Below are 14,738 nucleotides of genomic sequence, written 5' to 3'. Positions count from 1 at the left end.
AATAACATAAAATCAAGTAAAATCAAGGGTTAGAGGTGGAAAGAACACCAAAACTTTTGACACTACCCAATTATACGAGGAGGTGAGAGCATGAAAAAGGTAACGAAAATCGCCCAAAATACGGCTGATCTTACCGAGCGGCCCAAGCTGCGTGTTGCGGCCTACTGCCGTGTGTCCACCGACAGCGATGAGCAGCTGGTCAGCCTTGAAACCCAAATTAGGCACTACGAATCCTATATCAATGCAAATCCTGAATGGGAGTTTGCCGGTCTTTACTATGATGAGGGCATTACAGGCACAAAAAAGGAAAAACGGCCTGAGCTGCTTCGGATGATTTCCGACTGTGAAAATAGGAAAATCGACTTTATCGTAACCAAGTCTATCAGCCGGTTTGCCCGTAACACCACCGACTGCTTGGAACTTGTCAGAAAGCTGCTTGACCTTGGTATCTTCATTTATTTCGAGAAGGAAAACATCAACACCGGGTCTATGGAAAGCGAACTCATGCTGTCAATCCTGAGTGGACTGGCCGAAAGTGAATCGGTCTCCATCTCGGAAAACAGCAAGTGGTCGGTAAAGCGCAGGTTCCAAAATGGTACCTTCAAAATCTCCTATCCACCCTACGGTTACGACGCCGTAGACGGGAAGATGGTCGTGAATGAATCACAGGCTGAAATCGTCCGGTTCATCTTTGCTGAAATCTTGTCAGGCAAAGGCACCCATAAAATTGCGGATGACCTGAACCGTCGCAAAGTTCCAACCAAGAAAGGCGGTTGCTGGACGGCAACAACCATTCGCGGGATGGTCAGCAACGAAAAATATACCGGCGATGCAATTTTCCAAAAGACCTATACCGATGAGCACTTCAACCGCCACACCAACTACGGCGAGAAAGACCAGTATCTGATCAAAAACCATCATGAACCGATTATCAGCCATGAAGATTTTGAAGCCGCACAGATGATCATCGAACAGCGCGGCAAGGAAAAAGGTGTAGTAAAAGTAAAGTATAACGAAAAATACCAGAGCCGTTATCCTTTTTCCGGTAAAATCATCTGCGGTCAGTGTGGCAGTAAATTCAAACGCCGAATTCACGGGAGCGGCAGAAAATACATCGCATGGTGCTGCTCCACTCACATTGCGGACATCAAGAAATGTCCTATGAAATATATCCCGGAGTCCGATTTTGAATACGCATTCGTCACCATGATGAACAAGCTCATCTTCGGACATGAAACCGTCCTAAAGCCACTGCTTGCGAGCCTGCGCGGCATGAATTCCGACGACAGTCTGACAAGCATTCGGAAGCTTGACAAGAAACTCGAAGAAAACACGGAACAGCGAAAGGTGCTGGTGGGGCTTCTCACCAAAGGATACCTTGAGCCTGCCGTTTACAATAAGGGCAACAATGAACTTCTGCAGGAGGCCGAAAGGTTACACCGTCAAAAGGAATCCTTAGTACGCTTCTTAAATAGCGACACCCAAAACCTGAGGGAAGTCAGCGAGCTGCTGCACTATACCACAAAAGCAACGATGTTGACCTGCTTTCACGGCGACATTTTCCAACGCTTTGTGGAGCGGATTATTGTTTATTCCAAGACAGAAATAGGATTTGAGTTAAAATGCGGCATTACACTGAAAGAAAGGCTGGTGAGATAAATGAGCCACACACCATTTGGTTACCGAATTGAAAATGGAAAAGCCGTGATAGACAAGGTCGCTGCCGAGCAGGTAAAAAACCTGTTTAAGTCCTATCTATCCGGCGATTCTTTGAATACTGCCGCCAAAAAGGCCGGCATTCAATCCTTCCATGCCGGTATCGGCAGGATGCTGCGGAATGCCTGTTACCTTGGCAATGAGTATTACCCGGCAATTATTGACCCCGACACGTTTGCGGCTGCCGAAGCCGAGCGTATCAAGCGGGCTGAGAAACTTGGCCGCATCCGTGAACCAAAAGAAGAAACTGCGGTGGTCTTTCCCACTGTCTTCTATATAAAAGAAGCAGCACAGCGGTTTGATGACCCGTTCCAGCAGGCGGAATACGCCTACAGTCTGATAGAAATGGAGGTGCACGAAGATGGAAGTCAGTAAGAATGTCACAGTGATTCCTGCGAGGAAGCACATCCGCAAAAGTAAAGATGAAGAAAAACCGAAGCTCCGTGTGGCAGCTTACTGCCGCGTCTCCACCGACAGCGACGAACAGGCCACCAGCTATGAAACGCAGATTGAGCATTACACGGCCTACATCAACGGTCACCCGGACTGGGTGCTGGCCGGCATCTTTGCGGACGACGGCATTTCCGGCACCAACACCAAAAAGCGCGACGAATTCAACCGCATGATTGACGAGTGTATGGCGGGCAATATCGATATGGTCATCACCAAGTCCATCAGCAGGTTTGCGCGCAATACCCTGGACTGCCTGAAATACATCCGCCAGCTGAAGGAAAAGAATATTCCCGTGTACTTTGAAAAAGAAAACATTAACACCATGGATTCCAAGGGTGAGGTCCTGCTGACGATTATGGCATCCCTCGCTCAGCAGGAGAGCCAGTCCCTGAGCCAGAACGTGAAGCTGGGCCTGCAGTACCGCTACCAGCAGGGCGAGATTCAGGTCAACTGTGCCCGCTTCCTCGGCTACACCAAGGACGAAAACAAACATCTGGTGGTCGTGCCGGAGGAAGCCGAAGTCGTCAAGCGCATCTACCGGGAATATCTTGAAGGGGCCAGCATGCTAAAAATTGCCCGCGGGCTGGAAGCCGACGGCATCCTAAACGGCGCGGGCAAAGAACGCTGGCATACCAGCAATATCAACCAGATTCTGCGGAATGAAAAGTACATCGGAGACGCCCTATTACAGAAAACCTACACAGTTGATTTTCTCACAAAAAAGCGGGTCAAGAATAACGGCCTTGTCCCGCAATACTATGTGGAAAACAGCCATGAAGCCATCATCCCGCGTGAAATTTTCATGCAGGTGCAGGAGGAACTGGTGCGTCGGCGTTTAATCCATAAAAGCCCGAACGGAAAGAACCGGGTGTTCAGCAGCAGCCACTGTCTGGCGAACATCGTGTATTGTGGCGTTTGCGGGGAGTTTTACCGCCGGATTCACTGGTACAACCGGGGCAAAAAGTCCATTGTCTGGCGCTGCATCAGTCGCCTGGAAAACACCGGATTGTTCTGCGACGCCCGCACCGTGCCGGAAAGCCAAATCGAGCAGGTGCTGGTCAAGGCCATTAACCAAACGCTTTGCGACAGGGACACCTTTCTTACGACGCTTCAGAACAACATTGAAACCGTCCTGAGCCACGGGAACGACCAGGTCCTTGCCGACATCGACAAGCGATTGAAAGAGTTGCAGGCGGAGCTTTTGAAACTGGCTACTTCCAATGCGGATTACGAAAAAGTAGGCAACGAAATTTACCACCTGCGCGAGGAAAAGCAAAAGCTTCAGCTGGAAAGCGCCGGGCGGGATGAACAGAAAAAACGTATCTCCGACATGGGCACCTTCCTTCGGGAGCAGCCCACCGCCCTGACCGAATACGATGAGTCGCTTATCCGGCGGCTAATTGAAAAAGTCACCGTCTACGAGGACAAATTCACTGTTGAATTCAAATCTGGTGTCAATGTTGAGATAAACGAATAATCGCACCAAAGCAAAGACTCCTCAGAACTGGAACAAATCCGGTGATGGGGAGTCTTGTTTGATTTTCAACTATTTCTTTGGTTTGAACATGGCACTATAGGCTTTAACCGCCTCATCCTTCATAAGCCACCCGAACTTTCTAAGAAATTCTAACTTCTGCTCGTCATTCGCCCATTCCTGCAACGTGTGCATCACACCTTCAAAGTGCTCATTCTCCTTGCCATTAAAGAACTTTCCTCCAGGGCCTTGCTTGAACATTACTGGTACTCCATTCTTGATTGCCTTCCAAACTGTGGAGCCTCCGGTAGTAGTTAAATCGTCACCTACAAATCCATCTAATTCACCTGAAGCCAATTTTTTCAAAAGACTCTTTTCTTCATTCGTTATCGCCATAATCAGTCCTCCCATTCATCAAGATTAATATCCTCAGAGTCATAAGCACCAACTGGATACTCTCGAATCCATCCTTCAATTTGTATTACCTTACCGCACTTTGGGCATTCGAAATTATCTTCGGAATTAAAGCTGTACACTATATCAGGCCCCATCCCATTTTCTCTTTCATCGCTACTCTGGTCATAAAGGTAATCTTCCAAATCGACTTCATACTCTTCACCACAGTGAGGGCACTGGATATTACGGATAAACGACACTGGACGGTAACCATACATATCTTCGATGTCGATGAATTCCTCTCCAGCTGCTTCCTTCTTCGTAATAACATTCCAGTAACGGTCAGTTTCAAATGTCTCAAATTCCGCCTTATCATCAAGCAATTCTGAAAGTAAAGACAGAGAGTTTCGTTTTCTGGCTATCTCAGCATCAATACTCTGTTTACGAGAAACAATCGCTTCTTCCAAAGTCCATTCGCCATCCTGCAGTTTTCTTATATCACTACAGGTAAGCCCAGATTTAGTTAGCACTACAAGAAGACGTAAATTTTCACAGTCTGTTTCTGTATAATTTGTACTCCTGTTTCCGGATGGCGGATTCTCCGGAAAGAAGATGCCCTCTCTCTTAAATAGCTTAATTCTGTCGGCATCGATACCAAGTTTTTCTTGAATTTCTTTTGGTCTCATTTAAGTTCGACCTCCTTTCAAGACTCATTCTAACAAGTGGGGACTTTATCCCCGTCAAGCATCTTTTCAAAAAATTAAAGAATTTCTTTACTCAAAAACATCCCCAATTCTTTACTGTTTTTCGTTCCATTTTATCCATAATAAGATTCTACATCATAAATTAACAGATACTTATCAACATCCAACCTGACCACACAACCTCGGAAAATCCAAAAAACATCTAAATCGACCACTCGCGAACACCCAACATCTAAATCGACCACTCGTCAAACACTGACATCTAAATCGCTCTGTCACACTCAAAACTGTCAGCTTTGACTTGTTCCCGCGAACCGATATTTTTATGATTTTTACACATCAGGTTTTTGCGCTCAAACATCGAAAAGCCTTTATTTACAGGACTTTTTGCACACTCACCCTTTTACCCTCGACATCAATACTACCGTCTCCACGTGCCCCGTATGTTTAGACTGCTTTATCTAGAGCGCTTTTTCATTATCTCCCGTAACCAGCAGAGCGGTAAAATCAACACTCTGCGGGTTACACTTTTATTTAATGTTATCCGGCGTTACCCGAAAAGCTAAAGCATTACGCTCAGGAGGTAGGCAAATTGTAGGCATTGCCTACCGCATCTTGGGGTGCGTCCCAGATATTCATTCTTCCCCTACAACTATTGTTCAAGGCATTTCCAAAAAAAAATCTTTGCGCAAGGAGGAAATTTTTTCTTTGTGTAGAAAATATCATGTAAAATTATGAAGGAAGGTGTATTAATGGCAGATCTAGCCCCCCAAACACAGGAGCCACAAAAGCCGAAAAAACCCCTCTGGAAGCGCTGGTATGTTTGGGTTGGTATCCTTTTTGTCTTAATGGTGATAGGAAGTTCCGGTAGTAAGGAATCTTCCGTGCCGACCTCCTCAAAAAGCACCGGACAAATGAATGCCTCCACCACAAGCACGGCGCCAGCTAAGCCCTCTACCCCGCCTGAGCCTAAAAAGCCGGACCTAGAACTTATTGACTCATCGACTCAATCAGACCAATTCTCCCGTTATGTGGTCGGAACCGTTAAAAACAACACAAGCCGAACATACAAGTATGTTCAAATTGAAATTAACCTATACGATGATTCCGGCGCTCAGGTTGGTAGCACACTAGCCAATACGAACAACCTGGAGCCCGGCGGTACGTGGAAGTTTAAGGCTATTGCGTTGGAGGAAAACGCATCAAAGTTTAAGGTCAAAGATATCTCCGGATTTTAGCCATAAAGAAGAAAAACCCCGGCGTCCTCAGTCAGAGGATAGCCGGGGTTTTTCAGTCTGCTCGATCACCACACAGAAGCCCATTATCTCCGCAGCGCGTTGAAAATCAGACAAGCGGATCGTCCCGTTATTGACGGCCGACCGAAGTGTATTCTCCTTCTCCCCCATCTCTCTGGCCAGTTCCGATAACCCGGATAGCCCGGAGACTGCGATCATCATTCTGACAGTGGTTCTTATATCCGTCTGGCCCAGGTCAATTCTCGTAGCCATTCACCCACCACCTCAGATACATCATAACACAAAAATGGGCGAAACGTCAAAAATATTGGCCCAACCACGAAATATTCGTTGATTTAACTATTTAATCGTGGTATTATTATATCAGAAAGGAGGTGGCACTTTGGAGATGGTTCGGGACTGGCTTCCGCTGATTATCTTCCTCTACACGGTGGCGAAGGACATCACTACATACCTCGCCAAGCGGAAGCAAACGAAAAAGCGACGAAGCCCCGCACGGCTACGCCGCCCAAAACCCAAAGGGTCGGGGGAGTAATCCCCCACCCTCATCTCCATAGTATCGCATGAAAGAGCGGATATCAATCACCAACCTCATTTCGAAGCGCGGTGCGTTAGGTCTCGCCATTGCGGCAACCTACTCGCCGGCGGATCCCTGGTGGCGCCAGGCCATCGTGGTAGTCGCGGCCAGCTACCTGCTGGTGACGGCGCTAATGGGCAAAACAGACTAAAGCGCTACATGGGACAGTTCCCCTCGGCGGCCGGCTAACTACCGGCCCCAAGCCACGGATGAAGCGGTGCGAAGACCTGGGCCGCTGCCGGCAATGCGCTGGCCAGAGTGGAGGCAAAGCTGATGGAACGACCGGTAAGGGTAGCGCCTGAATCCGGCAGCACTGGAAGGCCACGACCGTAAATCCACCGGACGGCACGGAAACCAAAGAGGAGCCCGACACCTACCCCGGCGAGTTACAGCGCGTCATCCGGAGGGCGCGGCACGGAAACCCCTACCCGTGCAGCATGTAGCGGACCACAACCAGCAGCGGGCGAATCGGCGGCGGACGTGCAAGAACGTGGTTGCCAAGCCTACCGGCATCGAGGGAGGCGGCTATAGAGCGAAGCGGATCACGCCAAGCGCCGAGTAGGGGCGGAGGCAAGGCGCGATCCGTGGACCTCTATTGCCTATCGAGCCGACGCTGGATAAACGCAAAATGCCCCGCCTATCCCATAATCGGGACGGGCGGGGCACTCTAATTTGTGGCTTTTGACCAAAGACATAAAAATAGATGCGCCGGCGAATACTATGGCGGCACCTTGAAAAATTAATAAGGAGGGAAGCATCGTGAAGGATGCTCATGTTGAGGTCGCGGCCATGTTTTTCATGTCCGCGATCGTCATCATTCTTATTTTGGTTGGTCGGTAAGTATCGAAACGAGGCCCAGCAAACCAGGGGGTTCACCCCCTCTGGCTCTGACCAGCACAAAATAAAGGAGCATTCGCGATGTTTCCCTTCAAATATAAATGCAAAAACCCCCACGTCTCCGTTGTCGGAGTACCTGGGGGTTTTGCTGTTGGCTTTATTTACTTGCTTTTCCCAACACATACCCAGCAGGTCCGGCTACGGCCGCACCCAGGACAGCGCCGGAGTAACTCCTAAAGAGATCGACGAACTCTTTGAGTATGTCTCGGGCCACGGCCTGGATCTGCGGATCCGGCGATTGGAGCGCCCAGGAGAATGCCACGACCAGGACGATGAACGTGGCACCGAAGACGGCCAGGACGGCATAGGCGAAGAGGTTCATGCCTTGCTTGGGTTGCTCCTGGGTTTGAATTTGTTCATCCATGAGTATCCCTCCCTACTCGACCGTAGCGGTCAATGTTGGTTGATCCCAATCGACCCGCAGACCATCGGCCTCGGCCAGAGGGCGCAAGGGGGCATAGGTGTATCCGTCGACGATTTGACCGACGACGGCCGTCTGCTTCACGGTCACCAGCGGGTAGCCGGGCAAGCCATGGCCGCTGAGGGCTGAGCCGAGATCAGCGACGTACTTGACTTCGTCCCAGCGCGATTCGCGGCCCACGGCTTTTGCGTAGGCGCGAACGGAGACGAGCATGGCCCCTCCGTCAATGCGGCATGGAATTTCCACGCCTTTGACGATAGCTTTGGGTTCCATCGCGCTTTCCCCCTTGATCAGTTGATTCAGCCGCTCGAAATCAAGGTTTCGGCCGGGGCAGTCTGTGGCCGCCCAGTCCCGGTGACCGCTCACCGGGATGTCTCCGTAGATGCCGCAGATGTATTTGACCAGGTCAGCCAGGGCTTGATACTGGGCTTCGGTGGGCTGCCCGGTTTCGAAGTTGCCGGCCAGACAGACGCCGATCGTCACAGGGTTGGCCGACGGGCCGGCGTGGGAGCCCTGGGCATCGAGAGGGCGGCCCGTCTCGACCGTGCCATCCATACGGATCACAAAATGGTATCCGATGCCGAGCCAGGTGCCGTTGTCTCGCTGCAGGTGCCACTGGTGGATGGTGGCCGCCGACACGTCGCCGGCGGTGTCGCTGTGGTGGATCACGATCCCTTGAGTGGCCCGGCGCGGTTTAGAGGTTCCACGCCATTTGTGGTTGACTTGGACGATGTTCATGTATCAGTTACCCCCTAAAAGCTTGGCAATAATCAGCGCTGCCGTGGGGCCGACAAAGGCGCCGATGATGGCCATTTTCACTTGCCACGCAAGGCGCTGCTTTTCTTTGCGTTCCTCGTCGTGCTGCTCCTCGTGTTTGTCGATACGCTCCTCGATGGCGTCCATCCTCTTGGAGCCCCGGTCGAATGATTCTTTGACGTTAGCGGCCAGGTTTCGGACATCGGCTCGGATTTCCGCCATGCCCACCAGGATTCGCGTTACCTCGCCCTCGCTCACATGACCACCTCCATTTTCATTCGTCATCGTTATCTCCTTCCGCGAGTTCCTGTAAATAGTCGAGCCGCCCCATTGCTAGGGCGGCTCTTGCTATGTCGCGATATGGTCCTATTGCGCGTTGAGAAGCGCGACCAGTTCGTTGTACTGCTCCTGAGTGATCCGGTTGTTCAGCAAGAACACGTCAAGTTTGGTCATCATGTCCTCTTTCGTTTTGTACGTCCGATTTTCGATGACTTTTTTGCACAAACTGTATGTAGTCAATATCTACACCCCCAATCCTAATCCTAGCTCCAGTGTGGACAGGCGGAAATCAAGTTCCAGGAGATAGTCTTCCTGGGTGGTTTGCGGTTTCGTGCCAACTTGATACCAGCCCCGGTCAGGATGGTATTCCATGTCGAGTTCGACTTCCTCTGCGCCTTCCGGCAGTGGGTTGGTCACAACGTCTTCATAGACGGCATCTTTAACCAGATTCCCAACTTCATCATATTGGGCAAGTTCCTTCTGCACCCTGACGATTTGGTAATCCCAATCGCCAACGTTGATAATCTGTCCGTTTAGGACATAACATTTTTTCATCATTTTCCAACCCACCCCGTATTTCCTGTTCCGCTTTGTTTTACATAGAGTGTTGTACCTGTGCCACCGTCTGTGCGTTGGTATATGGAACCAACGGGAGCAGTTACGACACCTTCTGGACTACCATTGCCACGATAATGTTGAAAGGCAACGCTTCTATACGTCCAGCCATCGTTGTATTCGAGCGCACCGTTGTTCCAACGAAGCATTTCCGAGTTCCAGAGCTTTGTCCACGGATTCCAAATTTCTCCGACATCGGAGCGAGTTCTTATGAAAATATTCCTTAAGGTGTTTGTCGTTATTTTTTGAATTATATAGCCGTACTCGCTTACAACTTCTAGCAAAGAATAACTAACGTTTTCTCCTTGCGGCAAATTAGTGATTCCGGTTGATACTTCTATTCTATATACACCCATTTGGGTAAAGGTATTAAGGTCACTGCCAGTCGGAACAATTGTCGCTCTAGCCGCAAAAAGCACGGAGCCTTGCAATCCGTCAACCAAGTCGGCGTCCAAACCACTACCAGAACCATCTACAGTTTTAATTTTTGTCAAAACGTCCGTAGCTGTATAATTATGTGCCGCGTTATCCGCCAAATGCGACGTAAGATTACCCTGTACCGTACCGATCAAATTGGTTATGGTCGTCGCAAAGTTCGGATCGTTGCCCAATGCATCGGCCAATTCTTTCAGGGTATCCAGGGTCGTCGGCGATGCATTGACCAAGGCTGCAATGAGCGCCTGGACCTGCTGCAACGGTGTGGCATGGAGGGGCTGCGTGGCGTTTCCGGGGAGCGTCAATGGACCTGTCATCGCGATGCTTCCGTCCTTGGCCACGGCCCCCACCTGGGCGGCTGTAGTGCCGTGAGGGTTGTCCGTTCGGTTCGCATGGGCGTTGACCTTGGCCTGGGCTCCGTTCGGGGTTTCATGTCCCGGGTGCGGCGCCGGGGCGTTTATATGCGAGTTGAAGTCGGAGACAGACACGTAGATTAAGGATTCGTCGATCGTTGCGCTCAAGCTCGACGCGTTTCCCACGATCGTAATAATGTCGATCGCCTTTTCCACGATGTCCGTACCTCCGCCGGGAGGGATGTACTCCGCCCCGGCTCCTGCGTTAGCGTAGCAGTAAAGGATTTCTCCTACGTCTGGATCCTGTGCAAAAACGCCGACTTCGCGGAAATAGAACCCTGCTAATAGCCCCTGGTTGGAGAGCACGCCGCCGACAACAGCCCTCCCTCCAGCCATGGTTTTTGTCTTTGAGATGGCCAGCGACTGTACGGGATGAACAAGAGCGGTCAGATCTGCGATCTGACCAGATAGGTTCCCATCACCCACTGCAATACGAGTGAACTGTAACTGCACCCCGGCCTGCGCCTTGGCCTGTAGTGCCCGTCCCCTGTTTGTAAACATGAGTCCGCCGAATGCCATGATTCCACCTCGCTATGCCGTCTGTTCTAACGTCAAATGATCTCCTGTGTAGAGGGCGAATCCAGCCGTTATGTTCATCTCCCCGAACAGTTGGATAATCACCCCATCGAGCCAGGCGCTTAGCCGCTTAACCGAGTTGAGTGCGTCCGCGAAGCGCTGCGCCTGTTCGCTGGTAGTCGACGCTTCACTGGTAAGCACTCGGAACCGCCCGGGCTCCCCGCCATATTCAAACCACTCCTCGACCGTTCCGCTCCCGAACACGTCGGCAATGAGTGATTCAATGGCGGACGGCGTCCCTTTTGTCCGGTGGCGCCGATATGCGTCCGAGACTAGCTTTCGCTTTGTGTCCAGGTCTAAGGTGGCGTCGTAGAAGTCCACATGCCACTGCCAGGCAAGGTGGTCAACGATTGGCTGAGGCAATGCGTTGAGTCTCGGAACAAGAACGCACTCATCGATGGCCAGCGTGACTGCCTTTAGTTCAGCGTCGAGCGCCTTGGCGGCCGCCAGTACGCTTTCGTCGCCGCTAATGCTTGGAGGGAGTAAGTCAACCAAGCTGACACTTCGGATATCAGCCATTATCAATTCCCCCATACGCCACAGAAACAGCATTGGCGACCGCTACCTGGCTGGCGGTGATCGGCGTATACGCCGGTGATGTAATGGCGACCCGTTTGGCGCCCGCCATTTTCATGCGGAAAATCAACTCGGAAGGGTCTACACTCCTGCCGAGCTTCGCTTTTTGCCAGGATACATAGGAGTTCACCACATCTGTCACGGCCTGCTGAATGCTTACCGCAGCCGCTTTGCTATCCGAATCGATCCAATAAGAAACTTCGACCTTGAACTGGACGGTCTCTGGCGCGAGTACGGTGACGCGATCTCCGAGAGGTCTCCTCTGCCTGCTGTTACATGCCTCCGCAACGACATCGAGTATCTCTTGACCCGGGATTTGCCCTCCATCCAGCAGCGGACGGATCTCAATCTCTGCTGGCGCCGGGGAGGTTACAGACACATCAACAATCGACGGGTGAGCCGATTTCGCCCAGTAGATGTACGAACCCTCGGGGCCAGCCACGGAGAATGACCGTGGAGCCTGCCGGATGCGTTCGCGGTAGCTGTCGTCATCCTCAATATCAGCGCCACCGCCGCTGACCGATGTGTTGGTCACCGATTGCACCCAGGGCAGAGGATCGACCAGTTTGTTGATCTGCCCTATCTGCCAGTCGTTCCCGGCGGCTCCAGCAGTGGTACATTCCACGGGAACATCCACCGTCGCCGTTCCGATCGGCACCGCCACCGCTTGGGTAGTTGCGAAAAAAACCTTCCCATCCGGAGTAACGCGGGTCCCGCCGGGGATGGTAACCGCCTGCGGCTGCACGGCAAGCGTGAAGCGGATGGTCGTCTTAGATGAACTGGCCTCCATGCGCTCCGTGTCGACAAAGGCACCTATGTGGTCCAGCATCTCCCCCTTGGCATAAGCCAAGAGGTTCTGCCTTGCCGAATAATCGATGAGCGTTCGCTGCTGGACGATGATATGCGCGATGGCCAAAAGAAAAAGCCGAACCGGATCCGCTTGCGCCAGCGTTCGACCGGTTAGGCCCTCATAAACCGTGATAATGTTCGATTCAATATCCGTCACGTCTTTCTGGGCGAACGTAACAGATGGCAGATTAGCCAGACTCATTGAGCATCACCTTCACTCTCGGGCGCAGAATGCCTTCCGTGGCATCACCTTCAAAGGTCACTTGGGTTACTGTCACCCTCGGCTCGTATTTCCGGACCTGCATAATAATCTCCGACGTCAACCTCGCCTGTGCGATCGGAAGCGGCGCATCCAGCGCATCGAAGGAGAGACCAAAATTCCGGTCCAAAGGAACACTGTATTTTGGGGTTGAGATGATCACTCGGACATTCTGGAGGATTTCTTCAATCGTCGACGCCGGTAGAAAGTTGACCTGTCCGGATGTGGCCACTGTGTATTCGCTCATCCTGCATACTCCTCCAGTTGGACCTCCGCTGTCCCCGACAGTACGTTGCCTCGGGAATCGACCTGATCCCACTTTTGGGTAACCGACTTGACTACCCAGAGGAATACTCCAAGGCCCTTGCCTCCGATCGTCAAGGGTACAGCCTGACCGGAGCGCGCTAAAGCCAATAGGCGTTCCATCTCAGCCCTCGGATTAATTCCCATCGTCACATCGAAACGCATCGCGAATGAAATCGTATCCAGGTCCGGGCCCAGAAACTCCGTCTTGGGCTTCTGCATGATGATGTCATGCTTGGCCCACCGGCTCGCCGTTGATCGCTGAAAGTCTTGGAATGTCTGGCGCTGCTCAGCGCTTACGGAAAATACCACATCCCCTAGGGCGCCAATCATCGTCACCAACTCCCCGAGGAAGATTTCCCTTGAATGACTACTCCTGTCCCTGCTGGGTTGGTGGCAGACAGCGAGATGCCATCGGGAGCACTAACGGCTATCTTTTTGATTGCGGATATGGTTAATGTGCTTGTGGCCTGGTCGTATTCTATCCTGGTGCCGTCTTCGAATTGGACCAGGCGCTTTCCGTCGTCATTTGCCGGCGGCGGATCATCATCTGAGTAAATCGCACCTAGGATGATCCCCTCGGCGCCCACCGAAGGGAATAGACAAGCCACGTGCTCCCCGACGTGAGGCATGTGGTAGTCTTTATTCCTGAGCGTTTGGCGCTGGAGAACGGGCAATTCAGTTGATACCATGCCCGTGTCCTCGAATACCACCTTCGCCATTCCCTTCGCCGGGTTGACGGCAGAGATTCGGCCATACTTCAGCATCTCAATAGCCCTCCAATACCCGGCGAAGTTCCAAGCTGGTGGTATAACCCGGCCCTTTATGTGTGGCCGTGACGACGAAATACTTGCCGTCGAACCATCCCCAACCGTCAAGCATAACCGTCACACCGGCTACCAAGTTGCTATTGCCCAGCATGACAAGGTTGAATTTAACTTCTTCCCGATTGGCCTGGCGCAGTCTCTTCTTTGCCAACCGCTCAGCCTGGGCTATGTTCTCCACTCGTTCTTTTATGACGAGCGTCTTCCCGGTTGCCGGCCGGTTGGCCGGGGTGAACGTGTAAACGATGGGGGCCTTTTTGTTGCCGGGCTTGTGTTCAACCCGGCAGGCGCAATAAACGTCTCTGGTCTGGCTCGCTGCCGACCAATTCAGGATGAGCGCCCTATCCTTGGTAATGGTCATGACTGGATCCATGGCCTCGTACTTGGCGTCGTCGTAAATGACGATGCTATCGCCGATGACTTTCAAACTGAAGCCGGCGTCCTCGCAGAGCTTATGGAGGAATGCTAGGTCCGTCTGTTCCTCCTGCTCCTGCCGGTCATATTCTGGGTCGTCCTCGACTTCCCATATGAGTTTCATCCCGGCATGATTGGCCTTCTCCTTGGCGATAACCGAAAGCCGCGTCTTTTCCCATGCCTTGGTCTTCTCCTCACGGAGAGAACCAGACTCTGGGATAGACACGGCTTTTATCGTGACAACTTCCGGCTGACCTTTGCATTCAATTTCGTCCAGTTCAAACTGGCCCAGGGGGAGAAGTTCCTCCTGTCCCTCTTGCGCCCAATTCGTTGTGGAGATAGCCGCCGTAAGGGTAGCGCCCTTATCCGGCATCCAATCTCCCTTCCAGAGATACTCCGTATCCTCCAAGGTGATCTGCAGGTCGTCGGCTTTACCGCTGGAATGGTCGGTGTAGGACCAGTCCAACAGGTAATGTTGCATGTCAGCGGTAATATCTCGGTTGTTGTATGTCAGTATGAGGCGCAATGCCCGGGCGTCCATTGAT

The 14,738-nt window shown here is 51.8% G+C and carries 21 protein-coding genes; 6 read left to right on the top strand and 15 right to left on the bottom strand.

The annotated features are described in order from the left end of the window. Positions 1-90: 90 nt before the first annotated feature. Genes AC0CW1_RS00925 through AC0CW1_RS00915 form a run of 3 tightly spaced genes read left to right on the top strand, consistent with a single transcriptional unit; the run spans position 91 to position 3,646 of the window. Positions 91-1,659 (top strand): recombinase family protein, encoded by a 1,569-nt coding sequence (locus tag AC0CW1_RS00925; RefSeq protein WP_488181276.1) that lies wholly within the window; start codon positions 91-93, stop codon positions 1,657-1,659. Beyond that, entirely contained in the window at positions 1,660-2,091 is a 432-nt protein-coding gene (locus AC0CW1_RS00920) for a recombinase (RefSeq protein ID WP_488181275.1), read from the top strand. Further along, entirely contained in the window at positions 2,078-3,646 is a 1,569-nt protein-coding gene (locus tag AC0CW1_RS00915) for a recombinase family protein (RefSeq protein WP_012283964.1), read from the top strand. The genes AC0CW1_RS00920 and AC0CW1_RS00915 overlap by 14 nt, the downstream gene beginning before the upstream one ends. Positions 3,647-3,715: 69 nt before the next feature. On the opposite strand, the gene AC0CW1_RS00910 is transcribed toward AC0CW1_RS00915, so the two are convergent. Both AC0CW1_RS00910 and AC0CW1_RS00905 read right to left on the bottom strand, forming a co-directional pair. Continuing rightward, positions 3,716-4,039, bottom strand: coding sequence for a hypothetical protein (locus AC0CW1_RS00910; protein ID WP_041314041.1), 324 nt, complete (start codon positions 4,037-4,039; stop codon positions 3,716-3,718). Between the two features lie 2 nt (positions 4,040-4,041). Continuing rightward, entirely contained in the window at positions 4,042-4,725 is a 684-nt protein-coding gene (locus tag AC0CW1_RS00905; RefSeq protein ID WP_012283966.1) for a helix-turn-helix domain-containing protein, read from the bottom strand. Positions 4,726-5,495: 770 nt separating this feature from the next. Between AC0CW1_RS00905 and AC0CW1_RS00900 the strand changes: the two genes are divergently transcribed. Next, a complete protein-coding gene (locus AC0CW1_RS00900) occupies positions 5,496-5,981 on the top strand; it encodes an FxLYD domain-containing protein (protein WP_488181274.1) in 486 nt (161 codons plus the stop codon). Between the two features lie 27 nt (positions 5,982-6,008). Here the strand turns inward: AC0CW1_RS00900 and AC0CW1_RS00895 are convergent, their stop codons facing one another. Beyond that, complete coding sequence (locus AC0CW1_RS00895; RefSeq protein WP_488181273.1) at positions 6,009-6,251, bottom strand: hypothetical protein; 243 nt, start codon at positions 6,249-6,251, stop codon at positions 6,009-6,011. A gap of 130 nt (positions 6,252-6,381) precedes the next feature. Here AC0CW1_RS00895 and AC0CW1_RS00890 point away from each other — a divergent pair, with 130 nt between their 5' ends. Both AC0CW1_RS00890 and AC0CW1_RS00885 read left to right on the top strand, forming a co-directional pair. Continuing rightward, positions 6,382-6,534, top strand: a complete 153-nt coding sequence (locus AC0CW1_RS00890) for a hypothetical protein (RefSeq protein WP_488181272.1) — start codon at positions 6,382-6,384, stop codon at positions 6,532-6,534. A 472-nt stretch (positions 6,535-7,006) separates the two neighbouring features. After that, positions 7,007-7,138: a hypothetical protein gene (locus AC0CW1_RS00885; RefSeq protein ID WP_488181271.1), complete on the top strand. Its 132-nt coding sequence runs from the start codon at positions 7,007-7,009 to the stop codon at positions 7,136-7,138. Positions 7,139-7,570: 432 nt separating this feature from the next. Here the strand turns inward: AC0CW1_RS00885 and AC0CW1_RS00880 are convergent, their stop codons facing one another. From AC0CW1_RS00880 to AC0CW1_RS00825, 12 genes are all read right to left on the bottom strand, one after another. Then, positions 7,571-7,837 carry a hypothetical protein gene (locus AC0CW1_RS00880; RefSeq protein WP_488181270.1) on the bottom strand — a complete coding sequence of 89 codons (267 nt, stop codon included), beginning with the start codon at positions 7,835-7,837 and terminating at the stop codon, positions 7,571-7,573. A gap of 12 nt (positions 7,838-7,849) precedes the next feature. After that, the gene (locus tag AC0CW1_RS00875) at positions 7,850-8,632 is read right to left on the bottom strand and encodes a peptidoglycan recognition protein family protein (RefSeq protein ID WP_488181268.1); all 783 of its coding nucleotides are present in this window, start codon (positions 8,630-8,632) and stop codon (positions 7,850-7,852) included. A gap of 3 nt (positions 8,633-8,635) precedes the next feature. Continuing rightward, positions 8,636-8,935, bottom strand: coding sequence for a hypothetical protein (locus AC0CW1_RS00870; RefSeq protein ID WP_488181267.1), 300 nt, complete (start codon positions 8,933-8,935; stop codon positions 8,636-8,638). 81 nt (positions 8,936-9,016) lie between these two features. Further along, positions 9,017-9,169: a hypothetical protein gene (locus AC0CW1_RS00865; protein ID WP_488181266.1), complete on the bottom strand. Its 153-nt coding sequence runs from the start codon at positions 9,167-9,169 to the stop codon at positions 9,017-9,019. Positions 9,170-9,172: 3 nt separating this feature from the next. Further along, on the bottom strand, positions 9,173-9,487 hold the full coding sequence (locus AC0CW1_RS00860) for a hypothetical protein (RefSeq protein WP_488181265.1): 315 nt from the start codon (positions 9,485-9,487) through the stop codon (positions 9,173-9,175). Beyond that, entirely contained in the window at positions 9,484-10,911 is a 1,428-nt protein-coding gene (locus tag AC0CW1_RS00855) for a phage tail-collar fiber domain-containing protein (RefSeq protein ID WP_488181264.1), read from the bottom strand. Before AC0CW1_RS00855 ends, AC0CW1_RS00860 begins: the two co-directional genes overlap by 4 nt. A 12-nt stretch (positions 10,912-10,923) precedes the next feature. Further along, positions 10,924-11,487, bottom strand: a complete 564-nt coding sequence (locus tag AC0CW1_RS00850) for a phage tail protein I (protein ID WP_488181263.1) — start codon at positions 11,485-11,487, stop codon at positions 10,924-10,926. Next, entirely contained in the window at positions 11,480-12,595 is a 1,116-nt protein-coding gene (locus AC0CW1_RS00845) for a baseplate assembly protein (RefSeq protein ID WP_488181262.1), read from the bottom strand. Before AC0CW1_RS00845 ends, AC0CW1_RS00850 begins: the two co-directional genes overlap by 8 nt. Then, entirely contained in the window at positions 12,582-12,899 is a 318-nt protein-coding gene (locus tag AC0CW1_RS00840) for a GPW/gp25 family protein (protein ID WP_488181261.1), read from the bottom strand. Before AC0CW1_RS00840 ends, AC0CW1_RS00845 begins: the two co-directional genes overlap by 14 nt. Beyond that, entirely contained in the window at positions 12,896-13,288 is a 393-nt protein-coding gene (locus AC0CW1_RS00835) for a phage tail protein (protein WP_488181260.1), read from the bottom strand. The genes AC0CW1_RS00840 and AC0CW1_RS00835 overlap by 4 nt, the downstream gene beginning before the upstream one ends. Before the next feature lie 2 nt (positions 13,289-13,290). After that, on the bottom strand, positions 13,291-13,722 hold the full coding sequence (locus tag AC0CW1_RS00830; RefSeq protein ID WP_488181259.1) for a phage baseplate assembly protein V: 432 nt from the start codon (positions 13,720-13,722) through the stop codon (positions 13,291-13,293). A gap of 1 nt (position 13,723) precedes the next feature. Beyond that, positions 13,724-14,734, bottom strand: coding sequence for a phage late control D family protein (locus tag AC0CW1_RS00825; protein ID WP_488181258.1), 1,011 nt, complete (start codon positions 14,732-14,734; stop codon positions 13,724-13,726). Positions 14,735-14,738 lie beyond the last annotated feature (4 nt).

This window comes from Heliomicrobium sulfidophilum, from assembly GCF_057715735.1.
Note: the sequence above shows the minus strand (reverse complement) of the source record. Positions and strands in the feature narration are given on the sequence as shown.

What these genes read in the sequence shown, in the direction of transcription:
- AC0CW1_RS00825 (WP_488181258.1), bottom strand. Translation starts at nt 14,734, where the DNA reads ATGGACGCCCGGGCATTGCGCCTCATACTGACATACAACAACCGAGAT.
- AC0CW1_RS00870 (WP_488181267.1), bottom strand. Translation starts at nt 8,935, where the DNA reads ATGACGAATGAAAATGGAGGTGGTCATGTGAGCGAGGGCGAGGTAACG.
- AC0CW1_RS00845 (WP_488181262.1), bottom strand. Translation starts at nt 12,595, where the DNA reads ATGAGTCTGGCTAATCTGCCATCTGTTACGTTCGCCCAGAAAGACGTG.
- AC0CW1_RS00835 (WP_488181260.1), bottom strand. Translation starts at nt 13,288, where the DNA reads ATGATTGGCGCCCTAGGGGATGTGGTATTTTCCGTAAGCGCTGAGCAG.
- AC0CW1_RS00830 (WP_488181259.1), bottom strand. Translation starts at nt 13,722, where the DNA reads ATGCTGAAGTATGGCCGAATCTCTGCCGTCAACCCGGCGAAGGGAATG.
- AC0CW1_RS00875 (WP_488181268.1), bottom strand. Translation starts at nt 8,632, where the DNA reads ATGAACATCGTCCAAGTCAACCACAAATGGCGTGGAACCTCTAAACCG.
- AC0CW1_RS00910 (WP_041314041.1), bottom strand. Translation starts at nt 4,039, where the DNA reads ATGGCGATAACGAATGAAGAAAAGAGTCTTTTGAAAAAATTGGCTTCA.
- AC0CW1_RS00895 (WP_488181273.1), bottom strand. Translation starts at nt 6,251, where the DNA reads ATGGCTACGAGAATTGACCTGGGCCAGACGGATATAAGAACCACTGTC.
- AC0CW1_RS00880 (WP_488181270.1), bottom strand. Translation starts at nt 7,837, where the DNA reads ATGGATGAACAAATTCAAACCCAGGAGCAACCCAAGCAAGGCATGAAC.
- AC0CW1_RS00920 (WP_488181275.1), top strand. Translation starts at nt 1,660, where the DNA reads ATGAGCCACACACCATTTGGTTACCGAATTGAAAATGGAAAAGCCGTG.
- AC0CW1_RS00915 (WP_012283964.1), top strand. Translation starts at nt 2,078, where the DNA reads ATGGAAGTCAGTAAGAATGTCACAGTGATTCCTGCGAGGAAGCACATC.
- AC0CW1_RS00925 (WP_488181276.1), top strand. Translation starts at nt 91, where the DNA reads ATGAAAAAGGTAACGAAAATCGCCCAAAATACGGCTGATCTTACCGAG.
- AC0CW1_RS00850 (WP_488181263.1), bottom strand. Translation starts at nt 11,487, where the DNA reads ATGGCTGATATCCGAAGTGTCAGCTTGGTTGACTTACTCCCTCCAAGC.
- AC0CW1_RS00900 (WP_488181274.1), top strand. Translation starts at nt 5,496, where the DNA reads ATGGCAGATCTAGCCCCCCAAACACAGGAGCCACAAAAGCCGAAAAAA.
- AC0CW1_RS00855 (WP_488181264.1), bottom strand. Translation starts at nt 10,911, where the DNA reads ATGGCATTCGGCGGACTCATGTTTACAAACAGGGGACGGGCACTACAG.
- AC0CW1_RS00905 (WP_012283966.1), bottom strand. Translation starts at nt 4,725, where the DNA reads ATGAGACCAAAAGAAATTCAAGAAAAACTTGGTATCGATGCCGACAGA.
- AC0CW1_RS00860 (WP_488181265.1), bottom strand. Translation starts at nt 9,487, where the DNA reads ATGATGAAAAAATGTTATGTCCTAAACGGACAGATTATCAACGTTGGC.
- AC0CW1_RS00840 (WP_488181261.1), bottom strand. Translation starts at nt 12,899, where the DNA reads ATGAGCGAATACACAGTGGCCACATCCGGACAGGTCAACTTTCTACCG.